Source organism: Lentibacillus sp. L22 (assembly GCF_040812445.1).
Lineage (GTDB): Bacteria > Bacillota > Bacilli > Bacillales > Amphibacillaceae > Lentibacillus_C > Lentibacillus_C daqui.
Genome location: NZ_JBFNXI010000047.1, coordinates 1 through 26,856 on the forward strand (window position 1 = coordinate 1; position 26,856 = coordinate 26,856).

General features: G+C 42.4%; 26 protein-coding genes. 4 read left to right on the forward strand and 22 right to left on the reverse strand.

Annotation, left to right across the window (positions count from 1 at the left end; translation table 11 throughout):
* Positions 1 to 133: 133 nt before the first annotated feature.
* The 4 genes from ABRT01_RS15310 to ABRT01_RS15325 all read right to left on the reverse strand — a co-directional run bounded on the left by ABRT01_RS15310 (position 134) and on the right by ABRT01_RS15325 (position 4,860).
* The gene (locus ABRT01_RS15310; RefSeq protein WP_269409553.1) at positions 134 to 1,432 is read right to left on the reverse strand and encodes a M20 family metallo-hydrolase; all 1,299 of its coding nucleotides are present in this window, start codon (positions 1,430 to 1,432) and stop codon (positions 134 to 136) included.
* A 111-nt stretch (positions 1,433 to 1,543) separates the two neighbouring features.
* On the reverse strand, positions 1,544 to 2,776 hold the full coding sequence (locus ABRT01_RS15315; protein ID WP_367748334.1) for a metal-dependent hydrolase family protein: 1,233 nt from the start codon (positions 2,774 to 2,776) through the stop codon (positions 1,544 to 1,546).
* Positions 2,777 to 2,855: 79 nt separating this feature from the next.
* Complete coding sequence (locus ABRT01_RS15320) at positions 2,856 to 4,022, reverse strand: hypothetical protein (protein ID WP_269409555.1); 1,167 nt, start codon at positions 4,020 to 4,022, stop codon at positions 2,856 to 2,858.
* Between the two features lie 310 nt (positions 4,023 to 4,332).
* The gene (locus tag ABRT01_RS15325; RefSeq protein WP_269409556.1) at positions 4,333 to 4,860 is read right to left on the reverse strand and encodes a CBO0543 family protein; all 528 of its coding nucleotides are present in this window, start codon (positions 4,858 to 4,860) and stop codon (positions 4,333 to 4,335) included.
* A 131-nt stretch (positions 4,861 to 4,991) separates the two neighbouring features.
* Here ABRT01_RS15325 and ABRT01_RS15330 point away from each other — a divergent pair, with 131 nt between their 5' ends.
* Positions 4,992 to 5,780 (forward strand): hypothetical protein, encoded by a 789-nt coding sequence (locus tag ABRT01_RS15330; protein ID WP_269409557.1) that lies wholly within the window; start codon positions 4,992 to 4,994, stop codon positions 5,778 to 5,780.
* A 6-nt stretch (positions 5,781 to 5,786) separates the two neighbouring features.
* Positions 5,787 to 6,131 (forward strand): hypothetical protein, encoded by a 345-nt coding sequence (locus ABRT01_RS15335; RefSeq protein WP_367748339.1) that lies wholly within the window; start codon positions 5,787 to 5,789, stop codon positions 6,129 to 6,131.
* 161 nt (positions 6,132 to 6,292) lie between these two features.
* Here the strand turns inward: ABRT01_RS15335 and ABRT01_RS15340 are convergent, their stop codons facing one another.
* From ABRT01_RS15340 to ABRT01_RS15380, 9 genes are all read right to left on the reverse strand, one after another.
* Complete coding sequence (locus tag ABRT01_RS15340; RefSeq protein WP_269409558.1) at positions 6,293 to 7,963, reverse strand: CocE/NonD family hydrolase; 1,671 nt, start codon at positions 7,961 to 7,963, stop codon at positions 6,293 to 6,295.
* A gap of 72 nt (positions 7,964 to 8,035) precedes the next feature.
* Positions 8,036 to 8,698 (reverse strand): ABC transporter permease, encoded by a 663-nt coding sequence (locus tag ABRT01_RS15345; RefSeq protein WP_269409559.1) that lies wholly within the window; start codon positions 8,696 to 8,698, stop codon positions 8,036 to 8,038.
* Positions 8,698 to 9,624, reverse strand: a complete 927-nt coding sequence (locus tag ABRT01_RS15350; RefSeq protein ID WP_269409560.1) for an osmoprotectant ABC transporter substrate-binding protein — start codon at positions 9,622 to 9,624, stop codon at positions 8,698 to 8,700. The genes ABRT01_RS15345 and ABRT01_RS15350 overlap by 1 nt, the downstream gene beginning before the upstream one ends.
* A 15-nt stretch (positions 9,625 to 9,639) precedes the next feature.
* Positions 9,640 to 10,284 carry an ABC transporter permease gene (locus ABRT01_RS15355; protein ID WP_269409561.1) on the reverse strand — a complete coding sequence of 215 codons (645 nt, stop codon included), beginning with the start codon at positions 10,282 to 10,284 and terminating at the stop codon, positions 9,640 to 9,642.
* Positions 10,285 to 10,287: 3 nt separating this feature from the next.
* Positions 10,288 to 11,454, reverse strand: coding sequence for a betaine/proline/choline family ABC transporter ATP-binding protein (locus ABRT01_RS15360; protein WP_269409562.1), 1,167 nt, complete (start codon positions 11,452 to 11,454; stop codon positions 10,288 to 10,290).
* A 598-nt stretch (positions 11,455 to 12,052) separates the two neighbouring features.
* Entirely contained in the window at positions 12,053 to 12,439 is a 387-nt protein-coding gene (locus ABRT01_RS15365) for an ectoine synthase (protein ID WP_269409563.1), read from the reverse strand.
* Between the two features lie 39 nt (positions 12,440 to 12,478).
* Positions 12,479 to 13,726 (reverse strand): diaminobutyrate--2-oxoglutarate transaminase, encoded by a 1,248-nt coding sequence (ectB, locus tag ABRT01_RS15370; RefSeq protein ID WP_269412572.1) that lies wholly within the window; start codon positions 13,724 to 13,726, stop codon positions 12,479 to 12,481.
* Positions 13,727 to 13,769: 43 nt separating this feature from the next.
* Positions 13,770 to 14,279 (reverse strand): diaminobutyrate acetyltransferase, encoded by a 510-nt coding sequence (ectA, locus tag ABRT01_RS15375; RefSeq protein WP_269409564.1) that lies wholly within the window; start codon positions 14,277 to 14,279, stop codon positions 13,770 to 13,772.
* 403 nt (positions 14,280 to 14,682) lie between these two features.
* Positions 14,683 to 15,615 carry an aldo/keto reductase gene (locus ABRT01_RS15380; RefSeq protein WP_269409565.1) on the reverse strand — a complete coding sequence of 311 codons (933 nt, stop codon included), beginning with the start codon at positions 15,613 to 15,615 and terminating at the stop codon, positions 14,683 to 14,685.
* Positions 15,616 to 16,048: 433 nt separating this feature from the next.
* Here ABRT01_RS15380 and ABRT01_RS15385 point away from each other — a divergent pair, with 433 nt between their 5' ends.
* Positions 16,049 to 16,501, forward strand: coding sequence for an Hsp20/alpha crystallin family protein (locus ABRT01_RS15385; protein ID WP_269409566.1), 453 nt, complete (start codon positions 16,049 to 16,051; stop codon positions 16,499 to 16,501).
* Positions 16,502 to 16,578: 77 nt separating this feature from the next.
* Here the strand turns inward: ABRT01_RS15385 and ABRT01_RS15390 are convergent, their stop codons facing one another.
* The 5 genes from ABRT01_RS15390 to mmgD all read right to left on the reverse strand — a co-directional run bounded on the left by ABRT01_RS15390 (position 16,579) and on the right by mmgD (position 21,431).
* The gene (locus ABRT01_RS15390) at positions 16,579 to 17,022 is read right to left on the reverse strand and encodes a GNAT family N-acetyltransferase (protein ID WP_269409567.1); all 444 of its coding nucleotides are present in this window, start codon (positions 17,020 to 17,022) and stop codon (positions 16,579 to 16,581) included.
* A gap of 45 nt (positions 17,023 to 17,067) precedes the next feature.
* Positions 17,068 to 17,319, reverse strand: a complete 252-nt coding sequence (locus ABRT01_RS15395) for a YppG family protein (protein ID WP_367748348.1) — start codon at positions 17,317 to 17,319, stop codon at positions 17,068 to 17,070.
* Between the two features lie 534 nt (positions 17,320 to 17,853).
* Entirely contained in the window at positions 17,854 to 18,759 is a 906-nt protein-coding gene (prpB, locus tag ABRT01_RS15400) for a methylisocitrate lyase (RefSeq protein ID WP_269409570.1), read from the reverse strand.
* 84 nt (positions 18,760 to 18,843) lie between these two features.
* Positions 18,844 to 20,277 (reverse strand): bifunctional 2-methylcitrate dehydratase/aconitate hydratase, encoded by a 1,434-nt coding sequence (locus tag ABRT01_RS15405; RefSeq protein WP_269409571.1) that lies wholly within the window; start codon positions 20,275 to 20,277, stop codon positions 18,844 to 18,846.
* A gap of 44 nt (positions 20,278 to 20,321) precedes the next feature.
* A complete protein-coding gene (mmgD, locus tag ABRT01_RS15410; protein WP_367748351.1) occupies positions 20,322 to 21,431 on the reverse strand; it encodes a citrate synthase in 1,110 nt (369 codons plus the stop codon).
* Between the two features lie 454 nt (positions 21,432 to 21,885).
* Here mmgD and ABRT01_RS15415 point away from each other — a divergent pair, with 454 nt between their 5' ends.
* Positions 21,886 to 22,755, forward strand: coding sequence for a LysR family transcriptional regulator (locus ABRT01_RS15415; protein ID WP_269409573.1), 870 nt, complete (start codon positions 21,886 to 21,888; stop codon positions 22,753 to 22,755).
* Here ABRT01_RS15415 and ABRT01_RS15420 read toward each other — a convergent pair.
* The 4 genes from ABRT01_RS15420 to ABRT01_RS15435 form a co-directional block, all read right to left on the reverse strand.
* On the reverse strand, positions 22,750 to 23,733 hold the full coding sequence (locus tag ABRT01_RS15420) for an MBL fold metallo-hydrolase (protein WP_269409574.1): 984 nt from the start codon (positions 23,731 to 23,733) through the stop codon (positions 22,750 to 22,752). The two genes, ABRT01_RS15415 and ABRT01_RS15420, sit on opposite strands and share 6 nt — an antisense overlap.
* A gap of 25 nt (positions 23,734 to 23,758) precedes the next feature.
* Positions 23,759 to 24,904, reverse strand: coding sequence for an acyl-CoA dehydrogenase family protein (locus ABRT01_RS15425; RefSeq protein WP_269409575.1), 1,146 nt, complete (start codon positions 24,902 to 24,904; stop codon positions 23,759 to 23,761).
* A 20-nt stretch (positions 24,905 to 24,924) separates the two neighbouring features.
* The gene (locus ABRT01_RS15430) at positions 24,925 to 25,704 is read right to left on the reverse strand and encodes an enoyl-CoA hydratase/isomerase family protein (protein WP_269409576.1); all 780 of its coding nucleotides are present in this window, start codon (positions 25,702 to 25,704) and stop codon (positions 24,925 to 24,927) included.
* Positions 25,705 to 25,811: 107 nt separating this feature from the next.
* Positions 25,812 to 26,856 (reverse strand): RNA-guided endonuclease InsQ/TnpB family protein (locus ABRT01_RS15435; RefSeq protein ID WP_367748357.1); only part of this gene is annotated, 1,045 nt, incomplete at its 5' end.

The following is a 26,856-nucleotide window of genomic DNA, read 5'->3' on the forward strand; positions in this document are numbered from 1 at the left end:
GAGGAACAAGCAAAAAAAGTTAGTGGTTTTTTTCAAAGTGTCCTTGACAAGGGGTCCACTTTAAAACGCATAGGAGGGGTTATTTTTTATTTCGCATTAATAGCAATACTCCCCTACTAATTGAAGTTTCACCTTATTGCAGTTTTTCCAGGAAATTTTTCAATACATGAATTCCCTGCACACAATCATTCAAATCGGACCATTCTGCCGGGTTATGGCTAATCCCGTCCTTGCTCTGTACAAACAACATTGCCACAGGTATCTTGCGGCCAATCACCGCGGCATCATGACCCGCCCCACTTGGCAAACGATACGGCCGGATTCCGTTTTCTTCGACTGATTGTGCTAAGAGGTCTTGTGCCTCTTTTTGAATCGGAATCGGCATTTCCCGCATTTTCACCGTGTGTTCTACTCTGACTTGGTGTTCCTCAGCAATTTTTTCACCCAATGCTAATGCGCGATCCACAACTTCATCCCTTGTATCTTCCTGAATATCACGGATATCTACATAAAACGTAACCTTACCAGGGATCACATTTACCCCATTTGGTTCCACTATTTGTTTGCCAACTGTTGCGACGGCCGAGTTATTGACTTGTTGTGGAATCTTGTTTACTTCATAAATAAATTGACTAGCCGCAACCAATGCATCATTCCGATCATCCATTGGTGTATTACCCGCATGACCTGCCTTACCGGTTATCGTAAATTCTATCCAGCATGGTCCGGCAATTCCTGTTACAATTCCGCATGGCAACTGTTCCTTTTCCAAGCGTTTACCTTGTTCGATATGTAATTCCACAAACATTTCCAATTCGTCCAGGTTACGCTGTGCCGCTTGATAGCCGTCAACATTCAGACCAACATCCTCCAGAACTTCAGTAAAGCTCATGCCGTCTTTATCAACCTGCTTTAATTTTTCTTCCATGTCCCCTTCACCGATCATCGCCTCACTACCGTTTAACCCACCATTAAACCGTGAACCTTCTTCGTCGGTAAAAATAATCACTTCAAAAGGCTTTTCTGGCTGGTACCCAGTAGCATTCCAAGCCTCGACAACTTCCAAGGATGATAAAACACCAAGAGTTCCATCAAAATGCCCGCCATTGGGAACACTGTCCAGATGGGAACCACTCATGATTGCTGGAAATTTATTATTTTTGCCATCCAATCGACCAATCACATTTCCGGCACCATCCCAATAAACTTTTAATCCTGCCTCCCGCATCCAGTCAGATACGAGTTTTTGTGCTGCTTTTTCTTCTTTGGAATATCCCGGACGATTGGATCCATTGTCATCAGTTAAACCGATTTGGGCAAGCTGATCCAGTCTTGATGCCAGCCGTTTACCGGAAACCCCATCATGATCATAACCATCATTATAACTTTCCAGCAACTTTTCTTGCAGTAACAATTGCTTTTCTTGTTTCACTTAAATCCCCCCTCGTAGGACAGAGAGACAGGCTCCCCGCCCCTCCATTTTCTACCATGTAAAGATATGGTGGGACAAAAAGAACCGTCCCCGTGTCATTCCTATGTCCCATTATTTCTCCACTTGCCCATTTTTTATGACAGTTTTTATAGTGTCGTTATTGGCTAGTGAATAAATATCTTCTAACGGATTACCTTCTACAACAACAATATCAGCCAGCTTTCCTTGTTCAAGGGTACCTACTTTATCATCCCAGCCTAAACATTCCGCAGCTGTTTTGGTGGAGGCAACAATTGATTCCATTGGGGTCATACCGGCATCAACCATCAAGCCAAGTTCGCGCAAGTTTGTTCCATGCTTGAAGACACCAGCATCGGTACCCATGGCGATCTTAACACCAGCTTTATAGGCTTTTGTGAAACTTTCCCGATGCTGTTCGATGACCTCCTTGGATTTTTGCACAGCGGTTACCGGCATGCCCACTTCATCGGCTGTTTCCAATACAGCCACAGGTGCAAGCAAAGTTGGAACCAGGTACGTACCGTTTTCAAGCATTAATTCAATGGCCTCATCATCTATGAAAATACCATGTTCAATCGAATGAATGCCGGCTTTCACTGCATTTTTAATTCCTTCCGCACCCTGGGCGTGGGCCATGACTTTAATACCTTTTCGAAAATGACCTTCCTCAACAATCGCCTTTAATTCTTCCAAAGAAAATTGTGTGAATTCCGGATGGTCGGTTGCACTTAGTACCCCGCCGGTTGCGTGAACCTTAATGACTTCCGCACCGGCACGCAGCATTTCACGCGTCTTTTTCCGTACTTCCTCAACACCATCACATTTCCCATTTGGCATTCCCGGATAGCCGGACGGTAAAATATCGAGCACATTTCCGGAAACCGTATAGCCATCCCCGTGTCCACCAGTAATAGTTAATGCATTAATACTTAATTGCAAGCGTGGACCGGGAATTAACCCTTCCTCTACAGCTTTTTTTACACCCAAATCAGTACCGAGCGCATCACGAACAGATGTAACACCGGCATGAAGCGTGGTTTTCAAATATTCTGCAGCTTTGTAATACATGAATGAAAAAGGTGTAGCCAACTTTTCTGCTACTGATTGATATTCCATCATCATATGCACGTGTGAGTCAATAAATCCGGGAAGAATAGTACCACCTTGGGCATCAATCACGGTTTCATCTCCAGTCGTCCGATAATCACTTTCCGGTCCGACATATGCAATTCGTTCGCCATCCGTAACAACGACATGATCCCTCTGTACTTCCCCGCCATTTCCGTCAATCAGTAATCCATTTCTAATCAATTGTTTTCCCATGTTTCTTACCTCCTGTAGTTTTATTATGAAAATATGAAAATGCCCTCAACATCTCTATATTAGAGGGAATTTCCATTTTCTACAATGTTTGTACGAGAATTCCGGCAATAATGACAGATGCGACGGTGACAGTGGTAAAACCGCCAATTAACATCGGTGCCAGTAATTCATCGAAAATCTGCTTCTCTTCTTGTTCATTCCTGGCAACACTTCTCGATACTTCTTCACAGAGCAGGAAATCACCAGGAAAGCCAAATAATGCCGTTAATGCGACAGGCATACCTTTGTACGGATGCCATTTGACCAATTTGGAAGTGAGATAACCGCCGATCGCAATTCCCAAAGTGCCAATGATTAAGATTAATAGGATCTTAGGTAAATTATCCAGTACATCCGATGGCGTAACATCTGCCATTTGTCCGATGACGACAAAGATAATCGCAATCATAACAACTGTAAATGAATTAGATTTCTCCAAGGTTTTCGCCTCGAACACGCCCAGTTTATGGCCAATCAGACCAATTGCCAGACACCACAAACTGTAATGGATGGGCGTGATCTCACCAAGAACTACCCCAATTGCCGCACCGACGAATACAAAGAATAATTTCAATGTCGTACTGGATTTCAATGGCCCAGACTTTTTCGTTTTAACTGTCTCTAATGTTGCGGCACCTTCATTCGCCATTGCTACAAATGACCCATTATCCATGTCCGTTTGCATTCGTAAGGCGTACCTTCGCATAAAATTCATCGCCAGTGGCATACCCATCACACCTTGAAACGCAACAACCAGTGCAGGGATAACAACCAATGATTGCATCCCGAGTTCTGATAATTTATCAGACGTAACGATCAGCGCGATCACTCCTCCACTTATCGGACCAACTCCAGCAACCGCTGATGGATAATCAAAAATCAGCGATACTGTCACAAGAATCAGAATTCCTGAGACAATGACCCCTCCCAAAGCAATCGCTACCGCCTTGATTTGTTGCTTTAAGACGGACAAAGGAATCATTGTACCCATATGCAAAATGGCGGGACCAATCAGAATGGCACCCAGGGCGGCAAACTGAGATTTGTCCAGAATATCTTCCGGGAAAATACCTGTCCATATACAAACCAGATATCCAACCATCGCAGTTAACAGCATGGGAACCCTCGCCCTGGTAACTATGGATAGCCATTCACCTAGTGCGATTAAAGCAAAGATCATAACTGTAAAAATTATCGGATTATTCATCGTATTAGTCCCTCCTTTTTAATAAGGTGATTCATAATATATCACTCCCAAAATAATTTGTCTATACGTGTTTTCGACAATTTTCTATCTTTTACACGAAATTAATTAAATATTTTTATGATAGTCGTAAAATGCAAAATTCGCGTCATATTATTCTACCAACAAAGAAAACGATTGCATAAGGGATAAACATGAACAGCTACAATGGATAAAATTACAAGGGCGGGACAGAGGGACAGGCACCTTTACCATCCATTTTCTACCATGTAAAAATATGGTGGAACAAGGTGCCTGTCCCCTCGTCCCACCGCTATACACGGTCCGCTACCCATTTCAACACCACGCCGATTATTATGTAAAAGGGTAAAGAGAATACGTGCTTCCAGTGAATTAATCTATATAAATCCGCAAGTACGAACAGTGGCTCCACAATGAAGGCAGCCAATAAGGCCAATATCACCAGGATGGGCAAATATAATAACCATGGCCTTATATACTGATATAAAATCATATAACATACCGGAATGATTGCCAAATCAACTGGTAGAAACTCCCATGAAAAGAATGTTAATTGATAGGGATAAAACCACAAATGGAGCGATCGGCCAATATTATCCAGAGAAAAAGCAATTAAACTGGAAAACATTCCTACAAACAAGATCGGTGGCATGTGTTTTCTATCGACCAATATGAACCATAATATCCACATGCCTACTGTTATACAGACAAGTAGCCACCACTGATAGGAAAACAGCACTTGTTCAAAAAAATATTGTTTTCCCAATTCAATGAACTCTCTTTCTCGTTCAATCATCTCATTCACTTTCGAAAACAACATGCCCCACACCACCTTTACGGGGAAGTTCATGGCTAGGTTTTGTCACCACACGATTCCTATACATGGCTTAAAAGAATAATATTCCCGCATTTGGTTAATCTAAGTAAGCGACATGGAGGGTGGTGGTCAACATGAACAATTACACCAATGACAATACAGCCAGACGATATCTCGCACATGTCAGCGTATTTGGCACCACACAGCTTCACCTCAGAAACCCGTACATTATCGGTTGGTGGAGTGCCGCGTTTCCAGGTCTCGGCCATTTACTATTATCCAAGTATATCAGGGGTTTTATTTTGTTTATCTGGGAAGTCTTCGTTAATTTGCAAGCTAACATTAATTACGGAATCATCTATACGTTCCTGGGCGAGTTCGATAAGGCCATTCATGTTCTGGATACAAGATGGCTGCTCCTCTATATGCCGGTCTATCTATTTAGTATTTGGGATAGTTATCGCACAACGGTTGATATGAACAAAATCTTCATTCTTGCTGATAGTGAAAATCATCGGTTTAATTCATTTACGCTGGGATCATTGGAAATTAACTACCTGGATAAACGTAATCCGGTCATGGCACTGATATGGTCATTTTTTGTTCCCGGACTCGGGCAGCTGTATATCCATCGTATTGGGGTTGCTTTTTTTGTGACCATTTGGACGGTCATTTTTTTCTATTTCTCACATTTTCCACAAGCCGTTCCCTACTTGTTTTTCGGGGAGTTTGATCAGGCAACGAACCTGATAAAACCCGATTGGCTGTTGTTCTTGCCTTCCGTCTACGGTTTTTCGATATATGATTCCTATATAAACACAGTCGAGAATAATAAATTGTTTGAGCAGGAACAACGAAATTACCTAATGGACCATTATCAACATCCACATTTTCGCTTGGTAAAAGGACAAAAAGTGAAGTGATCAGACATGCAGCTATTTTCCACCTTTGATAGTAATATTTATGTTGAACTGGCATTAAAACAGATGGAGCAACGAGGGGTGACGCAAGAAAATATTTTTGCCGTCCCATTGAATAACCGAATAGAAAAAAGCCGCTTATTTGACAGTATTCATCGTGCGGATGGCGTATCACTGGTTGATATCGGCATATCACTCGCAACCGGATTTTCGGTCATTGGCGTAAGTGTTGGATTACGCTTGGCATGGGGACCTATCATTTGGGGATTAATCAGTGCTATTATTGGTTTTGTGCTTGGCTTTGTCATAAAACTGATATTGTATCGGTTACCCGTAATGGTCCACGCAGACTGAGTGGTAAACATGCGGAAGTAATTCTGATTGTTAATTGTGAAGAACAACAAGCTGATGAAATAGAGAAGATTCTGTGGGAACATTTTGCGTTAGGTGTGGCCAAAGTCAAACTGGTACTTAACGAAGAAGGGTGACCCTTAAATGGAATCACCCTTCTTCCATCACTTATTTACAATCGGCAGAATAATTTTCGATGATCGTGATCCGCCATGATAAACATGCTCATAGGCCACCTTACCATGAATCGCGGTTTTTGTGGTTTGGCCATTGTTTAGATTCACATCGTAAAGCGGGGAATTGCTCGCTGCGATATCCAAACGTAATTGATGTCCAGCCTGTAGCAAATAAGCGGTGTGTCCGATGGTTAAGTCCATACAGGCTGGTTCGCCAATGGTGTTTGTTTGTTGTCTATGAAAAGCATCTATAATATTGATCACTTCTCCATTTGGAGCTACATCTGACAACCGTACCGCCAAATCGGTTAACGGCGTGGCAGCGGAAACCCAAATCGATGCGCGAACTGTTCCCAGAATAGAGAGTGCATCCTCTTGTGCTGTCGCGGTATAGACAAGCACATCTCCACGATCCTGAATGTCACCAATCGCAAACACACCAGATTCATAACCGGCAATCAGCGCACCGCCACCCCTCGTTGGCACTGGATTGTCTGGATCCAATCGTAAAGACGCCAATGTCTCCTGATTTGCTGGAACCGTAGATAAGCGACCATCCCCATCTCGGGTTTGCGCATGACCTTTACTATCCAGATACAATACTCTTTGCTCTGTTGTCGGTGGCCAGACATCAAAGGCTGCCCATTTCTCCTGTCCCATCAAATAAAGATGAACCGGTTTTTCGATTGGCATTGGCTTATCTTTTAACCATTTGTCAAACCATTTTATATGAATTTCAGTCGGATCTTGTATCTGATCGACCCCGATATTGGTCTCGGCATTGCTGAAAAATTTCTCTCCTGCATGTCCGGTCATTTCTTCATGTGTCCACGGCCCGATCCATAACATACGTGGTCCATTGTAAGCATGATAAGCTGCTAATGTCGATGAAAGTAACGCATCATACCATCCCCCCATAAACAAAGCGGGGATCGTGACGTCCTTTAATTGCTCCTTTACAGACATGTTTGCGATCTGTTCAGCAGGCAATTCCCCGTCCATCACCTCAAAATAAAAGGATTCCGGGTCGAGCTCTTTCATCGGCCACCAATCATTTGCAGGCCGTTCCTGTAACAACTCAGGCAGCTGCTCGATCAATTCCAATGCTCTGTCCGCCTTTGGATCATGGCGACGTTGCAATTGATCATGGACAATCGAGCCAAGCGTCCATGTCTGGAAATTGGCGGAACTGCTTGCCAGTGATGCGCCGCCGAGTAAATCTTGCCATGGATCCGCCATCGTCATCACTGGCGCAATCGCTTTTAAAGAAGGTGGCATTTCCGCCGCTGCAGCCAGTTGCGTATAACCATGATATGACATACCAAACAAACCAACCTTTCCATTGGCATACGGTAATCGGGCTGCCCATTCGACCGCTTCATATCCATCTTTTCCTTCATTAATAAATGGATAAAACTCTCCTTCTGAGGCAAAACGTCCGCGAACATCCTGCAAAATCACAACATATCCGGCTTCAACCATCCGTGGCACACGCACATATTCATCGTAATAACGCTTTACCGTTTTATCGTATGGCAAACGCAGCATCAGCACCGGATGGGTTAGTTGATCATCTGGACGGTAAATATCTGCCCGTAATATCGTGCCATCACTTAGTTTACAAGCAACATCTTTTTCTACCATCATATCTTTATGCATCGTTATTTTTACTCCTCCCTTGAATAGGAAAAGGTAACACCTGACATGACCATTCAAGTGTTACCATTTTGTTTAAGTGGTTTGGGTTTTTGATGATTTGACCGGGTCAAGTCGGCGTTCAATCCAACCCAACACCAAATCGCAAATAATTGCCATTAGTGCGGTAGGAATGGCTCCGGCAAAAATTAGGGCAGTGCCATCTGTTGCGTTTGTTCCCCGAATAATAATTGTACCCAGACCACCGGCACCGACAAATGCACCAACCGCAGCGATCCCGATTCCAACAACCAATGCCGTTCTGAGTCCAGCCATGATCACACTAATCGCAAGTGGCAATTCGACCATCCGTAATAATTGAAATCGGGTCATTCCAGATGCAAATCCTGCTTCAACGACTGTTTTATCTACATTTTTCATCCCAACGTACGTATTTTGCGTAATGGGCAGGATGGAATAGAACATTAATGTGACAATGACTGTATTCGTACCAAGACCAAGGACAATCATCACCACGGCAAGTGCACCCAACGCCGGGATAGTCTGGATAATACTGCCAATTGCCAATACCCAGTTACTCAGCTTTCCATATTTCGCAATCAGAATGCCAAGGGGAATCGAGAATATGGCAGCAAACAACACCCCATATGCCGCCATTAAAAAGTGACGGTAAAATTCTTCCCAAACATAGCCAGTGTTATTGCTCATAAAATCGATGAATTGACTAAGCGTCTCCATTAGTTCCCCTCCTTCTTAGCCTCGAAATAATTGTTTTCCTCCAAAAACTGTTTGGCTACTTCTTTTGGACTCGTTAATTCCACGTCCGCTTGATAGTTTAACTCTTGCATTTTTTCCGTTGAAATGGTTCCCGCTAGTTTTTTTGTGATGTTTTCCAATTGTGGATATTTTTCCAATACATCATTGCGAATAACCGGTGATCCATCATACGGTGGGAAGAAGTGTTTATCATCTTTCAACACCTTCAGATCAAACTCCTTGATTCGGCCATCTGACGAGTATGCAAGCACCACATCCATATGGCCACTTGCCGCTGCTTGGTAAACAAGTCCAGTGTTCATCGGATATACCTCATTAAATGGGAAGTAGGTCTGCTTAAACCCATCATACCCATCCCCTTTTCGGTTGACCCAGGCATTGTCCACACCGAATCGCAACTCATCGGCATACGGTTCTAGATCAGACACCGTTTCAATGTCGTGTTCTTCGGCGAATTTCTCGGTTACAGCTACAGAATAACTATTCTCAAATCCATAGGAGTCCTCCCATGTTTGATCAAACTGTTTCGGAAATTCCCGTCTGACGATTTTCCTCGCCTTGTCCGGGTCGGTGACAGGATCCATGCCCAATGCACCGGAGATATCTGTACCTGTATAGCGGGTTGAGGTAATATCAAGATCACCGCGCATCATTCCTTGGTGCTGGACAATTGATGATCCCAGGTCAGTTACAAGCTCCGTATCCAAATCCGTTTCTCGTTCAATCATCAATGCCAGCATATTTGCCATGATTTCTGATTCTGATGTTGCCAAGGTACCAATCTTCACCGTTTGTTTGGTGGTACTGGCAAGACCGGGTAAAGAACAACCCGATATCAGAAATAGCACCAAAATGGCACCCAATATTTTTACCATTCTTTTCTTCAAACATGTCACCTCCATTTACGCTGCTTCAGACGTTTCTTTATAGCCACTTGGCGTTAATCGATTCTCAATCAGGGCAAGCAACTGATCCGCAATTAAAGCAAGAATCGTTGCTGGAACCGTACCTGCAATGATTAAAGAAGGTTGATATAGATTTAGTCCGTCAAAAATAAAGTCACCAAGACCACCGCCGCCAATAAATGCAGCAAGCGTTGCCCAGCCGATCAAATAAACGGTCGATAAACGAACACCGGCCATAATCACCGGCAAAGCTAGTGGTAATTCTATTTTATAAATCGATTGCCAGCCGCTCATGCCCATTCCTTTCCCGGCTTCTTTGACACTACCATCAACGTCGCGTACCCCGATATACGTGTTGCGTAAAATCGGTAGTAATGAATAGAAAAACAGGGCAATGATTGCAGGAAATTTACCTACACCTATCAATGGAATAAAGAAGGCCAAAATAGCCAGGCTTGGTATCGTTTGTAAAATACCAACGAATGAAATCAACTTGTCAGCTACTTTGGGCATTCGGGAAAATAAAACCCCAAGTGGAACAGCCACAACAATCCCAAGCAGAATCGCAGCTAATGAAATATACAAATGTTCCCAAGTTTTTATGATCAACTCGTTTCCATGTGCAGTGAAAAATTCAGCCATAGTCTATATCGCCCCCTGTCCAACTTGTCCTTGGTTCTCATCGATATCAAAGCCATCTCCCCAGATGGTATCAAAGACAAGATTTGCCAGTGTTGCCCGTGTAACGATCCCGACAACACGATGGTCTTCATCTACAACCGGCACGTACTTCACACCGCGTCGTAAAATCTTATAAACGGTATCTCTTAGTAAACTGTCGTTAGTGACAGATAGTGGTTCTTTCTCCATGGCCTCTCCGACAGTTTTGACTTTTTTATATGCCAGATTAATAATTTCAATATCAATAAATCCTTTTAATACGTTCTCGGAATCAACAACAAGCAAGGAGTCGACATGTTTATTGCGCATTGTGGAAATAGCCGATTTGAGGGATTCATCTGGTTTAACTGTGACAGGAGAAGTTCCCATAATTTGACCTACCGTTGTTACATCTGGACGACCTTGGATCAGTCGTTCTTTGCCAAGGAATTCTTCCACAAACTCATTGGCCGGGTTCCGGAGAATTTCATCTGGTGTATCCGCTTGGACGATTTCTCCATCACGCATAATCACGATGCGATCGCCTAGCTTCAATGCCTCATCCATATCATGCGTAACAAACACAATCGTTTTTCCCAGTTCTTTTTGCAGTTTCTTAAATTCATCCTGCAATGAATCCCTTGTAATTGGATCAAGCGCACCAAATGGCTCGTCCATTAAGATCAATGGTGGGTTTGCAGCAAGTGCACGCAATACACCAATTCGCTGTTGCTGTCCACCACTTAATTCATGTGGATATTTGTCCAAATATTCTTCCGGTAAATCTACCAACTTAATTAATTCACGCGCCCGGGCATCTTTTTGTTCTTTGGACCATTTTAATAATGTTCCAACCAGCACGATATTTTCTTTAATGGTCATATGCGGCATCAGGCCGATTTGCTGGATGACATAGCCAATCGAACGACGTAATTGAACAGGATCTTGTTCATAAATATCCTTCCCATCAACCAGGATTGACCCTTCTGTAATATCAATGAGTCGATTGACCATTTTCATTGTTGTTGTTTTACCACATCCACTTGGTCCGATAAAACAAACAAATTCCCCTTTTTCAATGTTAAGGTTTAAGTTTTTGACAGCAGGTTTCTTCCCGCTATATTTTTTGGTTACATTCTTAAATTCTAGCAATTCTTCAAACACCTCCGAATAAGTCTTGCCGAATAGTACTTTTACAGTATATATAAAAAAATCGAACTCGTAAACTTTTAAAAATACGTATAACATTTACTTTACAAACTTTATAAAGTGGATAACGTGAATATGCTCCCATTTGCTTAGAATTTCGACAGGATTTGTATTTTGAGGTGGTACATGCGGGCGACGTTGGCCAGACAGTCAGTTCTCTTGCCCCGCCACAAAATGGAAATAATTGCTGAATTGAAATCCATACAAAAAAGCAGATGCAAGAATCCGAGATCCTTGCATCTGCTTTTGGTGATAACCTATTTATTTGTGGTTGGGGCGGTGATTGTATCACGGCAGACACCGGGGTCATCGCTTCCAGACTATCAACAAACAAGCGAAAAAGGTGATTTTTCTTTTTTATGCATCAGCCGATGATATATCAGCGATTTCGCATGTTCTATCAGCGATTTACAGCATTCTATCAGCGGGTTCGGGCGTTCTATCAGCGGTTCTGCACGTTCTATCAGCGGGTTCAGCCATTCTATCAGCGATTTACTTTAAGGAAGTCCCGGGCCCCGGATGATTCCTGTCCCCCATCCCATTATTCCGTCAACAACGGATAATATCCTTCTTCGTTATGTGTTTCGCGACCAACTAGTGGCGGGTTGAATACGCAGACCATGCGCATTTGGGTTCTGGCGCGGACGATATGTTTGTCATTTTCATTTAAAGTATACATGGTTCCCGGTTTCAGTTGCCATACCTCCCCGGTTTCTACCTTCTCGATTTCACCTTCTCCTTCTATCAGATATACCGACTCAATATGGTTTTTGTACCAGAAGTAATTTTCCGTACCTGCTTTAATGACAGTATCATTAACACTGAAACCAACATTATCTTTTTTTAATAAAAACCGGCGACTCGTCCAATTCCCATCTGATGTTTCGTCTTCCGTTCCAATGATATCTTCCAGCGATTTTACGATCATAACTATTTCTCCTCTCCAATGGTTTACCTTCCATGTATATTACTGCAAAACCTGATTAATGCTTGCATCTAGAATGTTCATGCCTTTTTCCAGACCTGCTTCGTCAATAATTAGTGGCGGCAAAAATTTAATAACCTCATCAGTAGGTCCAGATGTTTCTATGATTAATCCACGTTCAAATGCTTCGGAACAAATTTTTGCGGTTAGGTCATCTGTGTTATCAATGGCGATCCCTTGCATTAAGCCTCGACCACGTGCTTCTCCGTTTAATTCAGGGTATTTTGGGATGATTCGGTTAATTCTATCATGCAAGAAGTCCGCTTTTTTCATAATTGCATCACTAAACTCAGCTGTCTCCCAGTAGGTTAGCGCTTCGGTAGCTGCAAGAAAAGCCAGATTATTGCCGCGGAATGTCCCATTATGCTCGCCTGGTCCCCATTGATCATATTCCGGTTTGATTAAGGTGATCGCCATGGGCAGTCCAATTCCGCCAATCGATTTAGACAGGCAAACAATGTCCGGATTAATTCCCGCTGGTTCAAAGCTGAAGAAAGTTCCCGTTCGCCCGCATCCAGCCTGGACATCATCGACAATGAGCAAAATATCCCAGCGCCGGCAAATATTTTCAACTTTTTTCAGCCATTCCATCCGAGCAGCATTCATGCCACCTTCTCCTTGAACAGTTTCCAAAATAATCGCTGCCGGTAGCGCTACACCACTGCCGCTATCTTCTAAAAATCGTTCCAGATATGCGATCGAATCCTGGTCCTCTACATATTCATCAAATGGCATCGATACCGAATGATGCAGTGGAATGCCCGCCCCATGACGCTTAAAGGAATTTCCAGTTACAGACAGCGAACCAATGGTCATCCCGTGAAAGGCATTGGTAAAACTAATGACCGTATCGCGCCCGGTTACTTTTCTGGCAATTTTCAAAGCACTTTCAACCGTATTGGTTCCGGTTGGTCCAGGAAACATCACCTGATAATCAAGTTCTCTTGGTTGCAGAATAATATCATTAAAGCGTTCTAAAAATTCTTGTCTAGGGGTTGTTCCCATATCGAGGCTATGAATAATTCCGTCTTTTCGAATATAATTAATCAACTTTTCTTGCATGGCATCATTATTATGGCCGTAATTTAACGCCCCTGCCCCAGCAAAAAAATCAATGTATTCTTTATCATCAATATCCCACAGCTTATACCCTTTGGCCTTCGTAAAAACAGTTGGCCAACTACGACTGTAGCTTCTTACCGTCGATTCCAATTCTTCAAACGTTTTCATTTTCGCATCGCTTAATACTGCTGTTGTCAATCAAATCATCCTTTTATCGGTTTATTTTTTCCTTTATCGGACCAATCTTGTATAACATTTCGTTTTCATGTCCTGTTCGCGGAAAATCAATGGATAGAAAATAATTAGATATAGAACATTTTGTATCAAGTTTTTTTGCCAGGCCTAAAAATAAGTGTTGTGACGGTATGTTTGATGGCGATACCGTTGCTTCTACATACGCAATGTCTCGGCAACAATCCCGTTCCAATAACTCCAATAACATCTTGGTTCCCAGTCCATTGCCGCGTTGGGATTCATCCACAGCAACTTGCCAGATAAAAAGACAATTCTCATTTTTCGGATTGATAAACCCGGAAATAAAGCCGACAATATCCCCATCTTTCTCTACCACAATCGATGTTTCAGAAAATATTTCACACCACATCAGGTAGCTGTAGGAAGAGTTCAGATCCAATACACCAGTATCGTTCACCAGTTCCCAAACGGCCGCTCCATCGTTTTTTTCAGGCCTGCGAAAATGAAATTCCTTTGTTGTTAACATTGGCTTCACTAATTCCTTCGTTACGCTATTACTAATGCTCCCACCTCCAGATTGATTTCAAAAAACAATTGCACGTTTAATAGCTTAAACGACCGCCAATATTTCGTCAAAACGCATTAAACGTGATATAGCTCGGTTAAACGTGATCAGTTGAAGTGAATCGTATTTATTCATCACACCTTATCAATAGCTGGCAAATGGTATGGAATAATCCGAATTTTGGAGACTTTGTCCAAACAAGAGGCTGATATGAACCTGTTTAAAAGACGCTAAAAATGATGTAAAACAACCCTCCACTTTACATCTATAGCGATTTTGCCATCATCTACAGCGTTTCTTAGCTTTTAAAAAATAACTGCGCCGCACATAAATTCATGTACGGCGCAGTTATTCGTTTGTTGTATTAAGAAAAAATCGCGTCTATTTTTTGAATATCTTCTGCAGATAAATGAACCTCTGCCGCCCGTTTATTGCTAGCCACTTGCTCCGGGCGTTTGGCGCCGGGAATAATCACGTCCAATGATGGCCTGCTGAAATACCACGCAAGAACAACATGGACAACATCTTCCCCGTAACGTGTAGCAATCTCACGCACTTGATCGACTTTTTCCAGGTTTTGTTTAAATGCTTCTCCCTGAAAACTAGGCTTCTGAGCCCGAAAATCCGAAAAAGTAGTCTGCAGATTATATTTTCCTGCCAAAAGACCTGATTCCAGCGGAAAATAAGGAATGAACGTAATCCGATTTTCAGCTGTATACGGAAAAATATCCTGTTCTGCCTTTCGATTGAGCAGGTTGTACTCTGATTGAATCACATCGACATAGCCATCCTTATTCGCTTCTTTCAGCTGGTCAAGCGAAAAATTGGATACGCCAATCGAGCGGATTTTTCCTGCATCTTTTAATTCTTTCAATGCGCCAACTGCTTCATCTTTTGGCGTTTTCTCATCTGGAAAATGAATGTAAAATAGGTCGATATAATCGGTTTGTAACCGGCGCAGACTATCATCTACTGCCTGTTTTAGAAATGCCGGTGAATTATCCATGACAACGTCCTCACCGACAAACTTATGTGCTCCTTTTGTTGCCAGTACTATGTCCTCACGCCGGTATTCTTTCATAACTTCACCAACTAATTCCTCCGAACGTTCGGGTCCATAAATGAACGCAGTATCCAGCATATTGATTCCATTATCGAGCGCAGTACGAACAACATTTTTCCCCTGCTCCTCATCAAGCATGTTCGGGTATATATTGTGTCCACCTACTGCGTTAGTACCTAAACCAACAGGAAAAACATTGATATCCGACTTTCCCAACTTTGTTTGATTTGCCATTGTAACCTTCTCCTTTCCCTAATTAAAACGCTCTCCCAAATAATGTATCACAAAAATTGTTGGATGAAACGTATTCAGATTTTCCCCTATTATTATGCCCGCCTATTACACTTTTTTCGGTTTAGCATAATTTATTAATGAATGAATGTAGAAAAGCGCAGGCGCCCGTTTAGCGGCGTATGTGCTGCGCCCGTGCAACACGGGTGGTTCGGTGTTGCTGCGCAAAGCAGCGGTTTTAACCGAACATTCCTACCGCAGGAGATAAAGGAAACCATGCCCCTTCATAGGGGGTATGCCGACGTTGGACGCAAAGTCCGTTCTTAGTCGGCCTTCCTTTGTCCCCCGAATCGATGTTGACTTATCGCACGGAGGTAAAGGAAGCACACTAGCCGCTGGGCGCTGGAGCTAAACAATGGAGTGAGGTGAATATATAATGGCGGACAACAAAAAAAATCAACCAAGACGATTTGATCATAACCATTTGCTGGACCAGATCGATTCCTTTTTTAATGAATCCTTTAACAACTTCCATCAATTAATAAACAAACGCTCAATTCGAGTCCATACACACGAAACAAAATCCAGTGTTGTAGTTGAAGCGGAATTGCCTGGTTATAAGCGGGATCAGATCCAACTTGAAATTATCGGCAATCAATTAAGAATCATTGCTGAAGACACTTCCAGTTTTGAAGGAAAAAATAAAAAAGGTGAAACGTTCCATAAAGAACAGTCCTATCAAACAGCGGAACGTCTCATCACATTGCCATTTACCATTTCCGAAAAAGACACCAGTGCCGTCTTGAAAAATGGGATCTTGAAAATTTCCATCCCGAAAAAGAATGAAAGCAGAAGGTTTATTGATATTTATGACAATTCCGATGAGTAATGCGCCCGACACCATGACACGGTAAAAGCCGGATCCCGCACGTTGGATCCGGCTTTTACGTTAGGTCAATAAAGTTTTCACTCATCAAGCTTTTTCGTCATTAATGTTGACGTATCGGTAAAACCAAATTTTTCATATAGCTTTTTGGCTGGATTTCCAACAAACACTTGGAGTTGTACCTGCTTTAATCCTTGCCGTTTCAGTTCGGTTAATGCGCTCGCAAGCAAATTTTCAGCTATTCCCTGCTTACGATAAGTTGGCAATACATAAAGTTCCGGAATAAATCCTTGCCTTTCTTCTGAGATATTATCCATTGTCTTACAAACACCAATCCAACCGCGCAATTGAGACTGATAGATATCAACCAGGTAGTAGCCACCACTATTCATTACAAAGGATACAAGTGAATGGTTATTGTTGGCAGCAGGTTTGCCATGGCCCGCCACCGACTCACTCATTACCTTGCTTGCATGTTGCCTGATCATATTTAATTCCCTATATGTCGCCTTTCTGATTGTCATTCGTATCAAAATCCTTTACTTAACATCATCATTATTTCGATGGGACTACTTGAAAAATTTGCTCAACAATGGACCAACCATGGGACTGACTTGATGGTAGATTTGATTAAATTGTCTGGCAGTTGAGGATATTTTATCAAAATCAAGGCTTCCTTCTTGTGTTTGAAACATTGCAAAAACACTACGATTTCGTTTCTGTTGTTGTGGTTGTTGCATCCGGGGCATACCAAATGGAGTTGGTGGCATCCTTCTTTGTTGACGCGGTCCTGGCATTGGTCTCGGTCTCGCCGGAAACATTCGAACACACCTCCTCATAAAAATATCTATATTATCCTATTCCAAACCGACCAGCTATGAAAAGGATGACTGCCCCAGTTAATAAAAAAGATGAACAGGGGAAATCCTGCAATTTTTTTAATGCTTTTTTTTGGCTGAACTTGGGTTGATATTTTGTGATTTGGTCGATTTCTCTGATGCTTTGGTTGATAAAACACACCTTTTGGTCGATATTGGTGTTTCCTTGATTGATAATGGCCAGTGTAGGTTGATAATGCCCAAGATGCGGTCGATAATACGTGTGACGCGGTTGATAATCATGACTTTCCGGCCGATAAAGGCATCATCTGGTTGATACCCAGCCTTTTCGGTTGATAAAGTCCAGACCGTGGTCGATATTTTTAAGTCCGGATCGATACCATATTATCCAGTCGATATTTCCAATTCCCGCATCAGAAACTATCAAGATCGTATGCCCATTTTTCATAAGCCCAAAAAGTAGGAGCCCCCCATATATTTAATGGGGAAACTCCTATTTTCGTTCCATTTCATCCATCAATCATCCTGTAAAATCGTTTTGGCAATACTTTGATCAAGTGCTTCGAAGTCATGTAACGATATGGTTTCATATAATTCCTTTCGCGTTTGCATATCATCAAGACCAGATTTTTGCGTCCCTTCTTCTTTGATCAGACCAAAGATACGTTCATAGGCTTTGGCTGCGACCCTTAATGAAGTGACTGGATAAATAACCATTTGAAAGCCCATATCCTGAAATTCCTGTGCCGAAATATATGGTGTCTTGCCAAATTCGGTCATATTCGCCAGCAATGGGGCATTAATTTTTTGGGCACATAACTGAAACTCCTCTTCGGTCTGTAATGCCTCTGGGAAAATCGCATCAGCGCCGGCCTCGATATACGTCTGTGCTCGCTCAATGGCAGCGTCGATTCCCTCAACCGCTTTTGCATCTGTACGGGCGACGACAACGAGGGATGGCGCTACTTTTTTGATGGCTTGGATTTTTTGTGCTAATTCTTCTTTAGGAACAAGCCGTTTTCCGTTCAAATGACCACATTTTTTTGGAAGCTGCTGGTCTTCTATTTGTACGGCGGCTACCTTAGCTTCCACCATCTCCATCGCCGTTCGGGCTACATATAAAACCCCGCCAAAACCAGTATCAATATCTACAAGTACGGGAAGATTACTGGCACGCACTAACTCCTTTGCCTTATCTGCTACTTCGGTTGAGGTAACCATACCGAGATCCGGTAATCCCTGGCTTGCCGTGTACGCACCACCAGATAAATATAATGCGGAAAACCCAACTTTTTTAGCCATTAGCGCAGCCATGCCATCATGCGCCCCCGGAATTTGTAAAATCTTCTCCTCTTGAATCAATGCCTTAAATTGTCCTGCCAATTCTTCCTGTGTAGCAGGCTGATCTACTATCCATACCATCGATAAAAACCTCCAATTCCATACAAGATGTTCAAAAAGTCCGGTAAAAATGACGTTTCGATAGATCCTACTTTTGAACACACATTATACGAACAATTCAACAAACTCATTCACATTCATTTGTGCTACCTTATGATAGTCACTAGTCACATCTACTATATTTCGCTGTTTCTTTTGTGGATATTGCGTTGCCAGATTTGCCGCATATTTTTCCAACACTTTCGGGATTGCTTCGTCCCGACGGAAGCGGTGACCTAGCGGGTATTCACAGGCAATATTATCTGTTGATGTACCATCCTTAAAATGAACCTGTACCGCGTTGGCAATGGAACGTTTTTCCGGATCCAGATAATCCTCGCTATATGCTTTATTTTCGGTTACCACCATTTTATCACGCAATGCATCAATTCGTGGATCTTTTGCTGCTTCATCTTCATAATCTTCCGCCGTCACATTCCCTTTTAAAAGGGCAACAGCAGTAATATATTGAATACAGTGGTCACGATCAGCTGGATTATATAACGAGCCTGTTTTATCAATAATACGGATAGCTGATTCATGGGTAGTAATCGTTACCTGATCAATTTCGTCCAGCCGATGTTTTACTTCAGGATGTAATTGTACTGCTGCTTCGGCTGCTGTTTGGGCGTGAAATTCAGCCGGATAGGAAACCTTGAATAATACATTTTCCATGACATAACTATCAAGTGGCTGGGATAATACTAATTCTTGCTGATTAAATAATACATCCTGAAATCCCCAGCCCGGGGCACTTAATGCTGTCTTATACCCCATTTCTCCCTGAACCGCCATCATTGCTAGACGAACACCTCTGCTTGTCGCATCGCCTGCCGCCCATGATTTGCGGGATCCGGTATTAGGTGCATGCCGGTATGTCCGTAAGCTGGAATTATCGATCAAGGCATTGGAAACCGCATTAAAAATCTCTTCTCTGCCACCACCCAGCAACTTGGTTACCACCGCTGTTGTAGCAATCTTTACATATAACACATGATCAAGACCAACTCGGTTCAGGCTGTTTTTCAGGGCAAGAATTCCTTGAATTTCATGAGCTTTGATCATCATTTCCAGTACTTCTTGAACCGTAACAGGAGTTTGCCCTTTGCTTAACCGTTCTCTACTAACGAAATCTGCAGCGGCTAAAATTCCGCCAAGATTATCGGATGGATGCCCCCATTCTGCAGCAAGCCATGTATCATTATAGTCAAGCCAGCGAATCATGGTACCAATATTAAATGCCCCTTGTACCGGGTCAAGCACATATGGTGTTCCCGGCACATGAGTTCCATTCGGCACAACCGTACCAGGCACAATCGGTCCGAGTAATTTGGTGCACTCTGGATAGTTTAATGCCAAAATTCCGCACCCCAGTGCATCGATCATCACATAATGTGCCGTGGTAAAGGCTTCCTTACTGGTAATTTGTTTATTTAACACATAATCTGTAATTTCTTCAATCAATGCATCGGTTGTCTGTTTTTCCTGCAGTTTTTCCATTGTCAGCTTCCTTTCTGATTCTTTTACATATTTCTCATGTTTGCCTATAGATCTCTTTTGCCGGTATACTTCACCCGTGGGCGGAACAGCCGGTTATTGGCATGCTGTTCGGTAATATGTGCACATAACCCGGCCGTACGGGAACTAAAGAAAATTGGTGTGTACAGAGGAATCGGAATCCCAAGCATCCAATAAACAGGTGCCGCATAATAATCAAGGTTTGGATAGAGTCCTTTTTCTTCAGCCATAACCCTCTCACCTGCCTCACACATATCCAGCAGCAATGAATCCCCTTTCAAATCGCAAAGTTGTTCCAATGATTCCTTCATCATTAATGCACGTGGATCCATCTTTTTCATATAAACACGGTGTCCAAAGCCCATAATCTTTTCTTTGCGCTGTAATTTTTTGTGCAACAATTCTTCAAATTTGTCCACCGAGTTGGCTTCTTGCAGCATGTACATGACCGCTTCATTCGCCCCGCCATGCAAGCTCCCTTTTAGCGAAGAAACTGCACCAGGCAATGCGCCATACATATCCGCCTGTGTCGAGGCGATCACACGGGCAGTAAAAGTGGAATTCGGCATTTCATGTTCACTATATAATAGAAGCGAACGATCAAAAATTTCCGCTTCCAATTCCGTTGGTTTTTTACCAGTAATCATATACAGGAAATTGGCACTATAATCCAAATCATGATCTGGTTCGACAAGTTCCTGATTGGTTAAAATCCGGTAACTGTTCGCTGTTATTGCCGGCAGCTTGCCTAACAGCGCATAAGCCCGTTTTTTATTGGCTGCTTCAGATCGGTCATTAATGGTACTATCAAATCCTGCCAAAACTGATACACTAGTACGCTGTCCGTCCATTGGGTGTGTATCATTCGGCAACAATTTCAGCACATCATTCACTGTTTTGGGAACATCATAATTCTCTTTTAATTTCCTTTCTAAAGCTTCCCGTTCACTATCAGATGGCAGTGATCCTTCCAGTAAAAGGTAGACAACATCGGCATATTTCTTTCGTTTGGACAAGTCAATCAAATCATGTCCACGAATGATTATTTTTTCCTGTTCGGTATCCAATAAGGAAATAGCAGTCTCGGCCGCAATGACCCCTTCCAAACCCGGTACAAATGCTTCTTCGGTTCTCATGTAAAAGTCCCCCTTTTTTTCATTTGTTATTTGCGCTGTTGAAACCCTTTTCATTTACCTTTAAAATCCAATCCCTAAATTCTTGCATTTTTTCTATAACTCTATTATAAACTGGAAAGGGAAATAATAAAAATATATAATAATAATATCCAGCCATAGAATTTTTCAATGTCTAAAAAATGAGCTCTTAACCAAAATCTATGGTTGACAGGTTATATGTAATTTTGATATAGACGATCGCTACGGAAAAACACTACGCTTTCCGTGGGCTTGTCCTCAGCCTCCTCGAAAAAGAAGAGCACTTTTTCTGCGGGGTCTTCACACTGCGCTTTCCCACAGGAGTCTCCGTGTTTTTCCTCCGCTAGGTAATTTATCATTACCATTTTTATTCATTATTTTGGTGCTAACCCGAAATAAACAGTGATATCAGAATCGAAAAAGGAGTGTATTTCACATGGACTATCAGGATTGGGAAATGCTCGCGACCTTGTATGCAACCGAAAACATTACCAAGGCATCTCAATTATTATTCTTGTCCCAACCAACTCTAACATCAAGAATCCAAAAACTGGAGGAATATTACGGTGTACAGCTGATCATTAGAAAACGTCGGGGAATCACCTTCACACCTGAAGGGGTCATACTGGCACAACATGCGGAGCAGATGCTTAATGAACAGCGAAAAATTGAAGAAATGATCAACAACATGAAAAGTCATGTAGCGGGGACACTTCGGGTTGGTGCATCGAATTTTTTCGCATTAAATAAAATGCCAAAAGTCTTACGGTTATTTAAACAACAATATCCAGATGTAGAATTTCAGGTGGTAACCGGTTGGAGCAATGAGATGCATCGGTTCATTTTAAACCACGATGTACATATCAGTTTTATTAAGGGTGATTATTCATGGAAGGATCGCAAGGATGTACTCTATGAAGAAGCCATTTGTGTCGCCGCCCCGTGGGAATTTAAGTGGGAGGAGCTCCCGGAATTGCCGCGGATCGGTTACTATACCGATGAAAATATGCAAAACCTTGTTGAACATTGGTGGTATACCAATTATAACCAAGCGCCGAATATTAATATCCAGGTTAACCAGGTGGAAACTTGTAAGGAAATGGTTGTCAATGGATTAGGATATGCGATACTGGCCAACCTTGTTGTACGTCCACATCCGGAACTAATTGTCAAACCAATTCACGATATAAATGGGGAAGCGATCACCCGCAAAACATGGATGTATTACCATGAGGAATCTTTGCGGATGAACATTGTCCAGGCTTTTGTTGATTTTATCCGTCAATTGGATGTTAAGGCATTATAATACGTAATACCAATATGCGCCGTTACGCATTTCCCGCTGGCATTCACCGGCATATCGTAAATACTCCAAATGGGCGAGTGTTTCACCAATGGCAAACCGGGTTTCATGGATGTTCAACTTTTTCCGAAATAGCGTTTGACATGCCTGGTAAATGCTTGCCCCATTCTTGATAGCGTCCAAGGCAACCGTCAATCGATCTTCATGATGTTTTTCGATTTCATCAATCCGGTCATTTGCCCCATAAAATGGTTTGCCATGTGAAGGAACCACCAAATCTGCATCCAGTTTCTTGACCTTTTCCAATGCCTGCAAATAACTTGCTAATGGATTTGGATCTCCATGGAACCAGTAGGATATATTTGGCGTAATTTTCGGCAGGATGTGGTCGGTTGACAATAATATATTTTGCTCCCGGTTATAAAAGCAGACGAGTCCATCCGAGTGTCCCGGCGTGAAAATAACCTCATATTCACCGTTACCAATTTGCATTTTTTCCCCCTCTTCCAGATAATGATCCACATCCGGATATGGGGTAACCCGCGCCACAAATTCCTCTGTATTCCCGGTCATTTTTACGGCAACCTCATTGGGAATTCCAGCCAGTTTGTAATTACTGTTAAGCGTAGAGAGAAACTCATCTGTCCAAGCCTTTAACCCGGCATCATAATCAGTTTTCGTCATCAACACATGTGCACCTGTTTTTTCTTGCAATCCACCTGCATAACCAAAATGATCAGGATGGTAATGGGTAATGATGATATCTGTTACCGTTTTTTGCTTTAATTCCTTATCCCACTTTAAAACAGTTTCCTGATTATGTAACCCGGCATCGATCACGATCCAACCATTCTCTCCCTCGGCCAGGAAACAATTAACATGGTCAAGGCGAAATGGTAGATCGAGTGTTATTTGTTTCAATTTGAATGGTTTGAGGATATCGTTAGTTACTTGATCTGTATAACATGTTTGTTTGGGCATTTGCTCTCTCCTTTCTATATCACGATTACAATCCCATATTTTTGGCGATGATCCCTTTCATGATTTCATTGGTACCGGCGTAAATCGAGGTAACAGCAACATCACGATATCTCCTTGCAATCTCGTATTCTTCCATATAACCGTACCCGCCATGTAGCTGCATACATTCTGCGGCAACCCGCTTTGCCAGGTCTGTCGTCCACCATTTGGCCATGGAGACTTCCGTGACAATATTTTTACCAGCCATATGATCTTCAATTAATTTATCGACAAAGGTGCGGCCAATCTGGACTTCAGTCTGCATTTCGGCAAGCTTAAATTGGGTGTTTTGAAACTTGCTAATACTTGTTCCGAAAGCCTTTCGCTGTTTGACATAATCGATGGTCAGCTCAAGCATCCTTTCTGCTGCAGGAACGCTTGAAATAGCTACCATTAACCGTTCCTGCTGGAGTTTTTCCATTAAATAATAAAACCCTTTACCTTCTTCACCTATTAAATTGGCAGCAGGTACACGAACATCTTCAAAAATAAGTTCACTTGTGTCGTTTGCATGCTGACCAACCTTGTTGAGTTTCTTCCCGCGCTTGAAACCAGGCATGCCTTCTTCCACGACTAACAGACTAATGCCTCTGTGCGGTGGATTTGCCTGGGGGTCTGTCTTACAAACCACAACAATGAAATCAGCCGAATAGCCATTGGTGATAAACGTCTTTTCCCCATTGACAATATAATCATCACCAGCTTTGATTGCACTCGTTTTCACAGCGGCCAGATCTGACCCTGTCCCCGGCTCGGTCATGGCGATCGCGGATATCATTTCCCCTGTTGTAGCTTTGGGCAACCAGCGTTGTTTTTGTTCCCCTGTACCATATGTTTCGATGTACGGGATAACAATATCGTTGTGTAGTCCAATCCCTGTTAGTCCTGTTCCAATGCGTTCAAATTCCTCCGATAACACGACGGAATAGCCAAAATCCGTATTGGAACCACCGTATTTTTCATCTACTTGTGGGCAAAGGAACCCCTGCTCCCCAGCCTTCTTCCAAAAAGAACGCGGTACTTGCTTATCCCTCTCCCATTGTTCATAATTGGGAGCAGCTTCTTTTTCTAAAAACTTTCTTAACGACTGACGAAAGATTTCATGTTCTTCTGTTTGAAAAGCCCTGCTCATGGTACAACCCTCCTTACACACTATTTCCCAACAAAGTGTGGTGATCGCTTCTCCAAAAAGGCCTGAACCCCTTCCTTGGCATCTTCAGACTGAAACATCAATGACTGGATTATATTTTCCTGCATTAAACTCGTTTCGTGCGTGAATTCACCCGCATGGTTCAATAGGTATTTGACAAATTTATTAGAGAATGGCGGCCCTTCGACGATAAACGTTGCAAATGCAGCTGCTTCCTCGATAACATCCTTTTCTTCTGCCAACCGATTAATCAACCCTTTTTCGTAAACAGTTTCCGCATGAATCGGCTTTCCGGAAGCTACCCATTCTTTTGCAATTGGCAACGGAACACGATCAGCAAGTAATTTTATCAATCCCAAATCAGGAGTCAGGCCGATATTACGAAAACTGGCGATGAATTTCGCATGTTTATCGGCAACAATAAAATCGGATGCAAGTGCAAGGCTGAATCCGGCACCTGCAGCAAACCCATGAACGGCACTAATCACGTATTTGTTTAAATGGAGGATCGTCTTGGTTAGTGATGCGGTCGCTTCCATGTGAGCAACCGTATCTGCCGGGCTGCTTCTCTTACCCATTGACCCAATATCACCCCCGGAGCAATAGGCCTTTCCTTCTCCGGATAAAATAATCGCTTTCACATCATCATCCTGTTCGGCATCTTTTAAAGCACGAATAACACCTGATACCAAATCATCAGATAGGGCATTTCGTTTCTCCGGACGATTCATTGCAATATAACAAAGCTGATTTTCTTTTTTTACGTGAACAACTTCAGTCATTGTTTTGTCCCGCACTCCTTTATTTAAACCTAACCGAAATTAAGCCTAAAATTAATCAAAGACCTCTTCTCTGTTACCAAGAAGAATGTTTATTTCAACCCTCGGATTTACTTCCCGAGGCCAGCAGATGGGGTCAAACCACAAGCAATCTTTGCCTGTTTAAAATCCCACCACACTGTATACATAGGGGATTCCACACCTATGTAGCCTGCGCGAGGCAATCGCTTTTTAGCTTTCTTTCCGATATTAACTGCACTGTTGATATCTCTAGAAAGCGTTGTACCGCAGTTTACACATGTAAAGTTGCGAATGGATGGATCCTTTTTCTCGTGATGACCACAGACACAACAGGTTTTGGTTGTATCCCGTTCATCAATCTTTTGATAATGCTTGCCACTTTTCGCTTGCACCCAGTTTAATATACGGCGAAACTGTCCAACTGGTGTTTGATTTAACATGGCCCTTCTCATCGTCCCGTACTTTGCCACATCGGGAGTCGGAGTATAGTCACCAATGTAAATGGCATCGTAACGCTTGGAAAAATAATGCGCATAGCTAAATAACAGCGTCTTCATTTGTTCTCGACGTTTTAATTGCGCCTTTTCCAAAGCATGATTAAGTCTTTTCCAACGTTTGCTCGGCTCAAAATACGTAACATTTGGGGTGCATACCAGCTTATTAAACTTTTCACATTTGTCCCGTTTTGATTTGATTTCATCGATTCGTTTATCCCAATACTTCAACAGTGCATTCATTGATTTCAATTCATATGATTTTCCATCACTGCCTAATCCTACTGCCAAATTCTTATGGTTGGGATCAAATACAATAAACGATTGTTCCTTCACCTTGGTGATTTCTTTGACATCTTCTATTGTAAAAATGGCATAATACGAATCCAGATCCTTTGTAATGCGAAGGGTTTTGATTCTCTCCGTTTCGCTTAGTTCTACCGCTTCCACAAGTCCAACTTTGATTTTGATGGTCTTCCTGGCCTGTTCATCCGTTTTCCTTAATTCCTTGTATTCTTCATCTGTTAACTTGCCAAAACTTAAGGAAAGCAGATTGGTATCCAATAATTTAAAGCCCTTTTTTGGTTCATCATAATATAGCGAAAACCACTTCTTTTTCCATGAACGATATTTTGGTTTC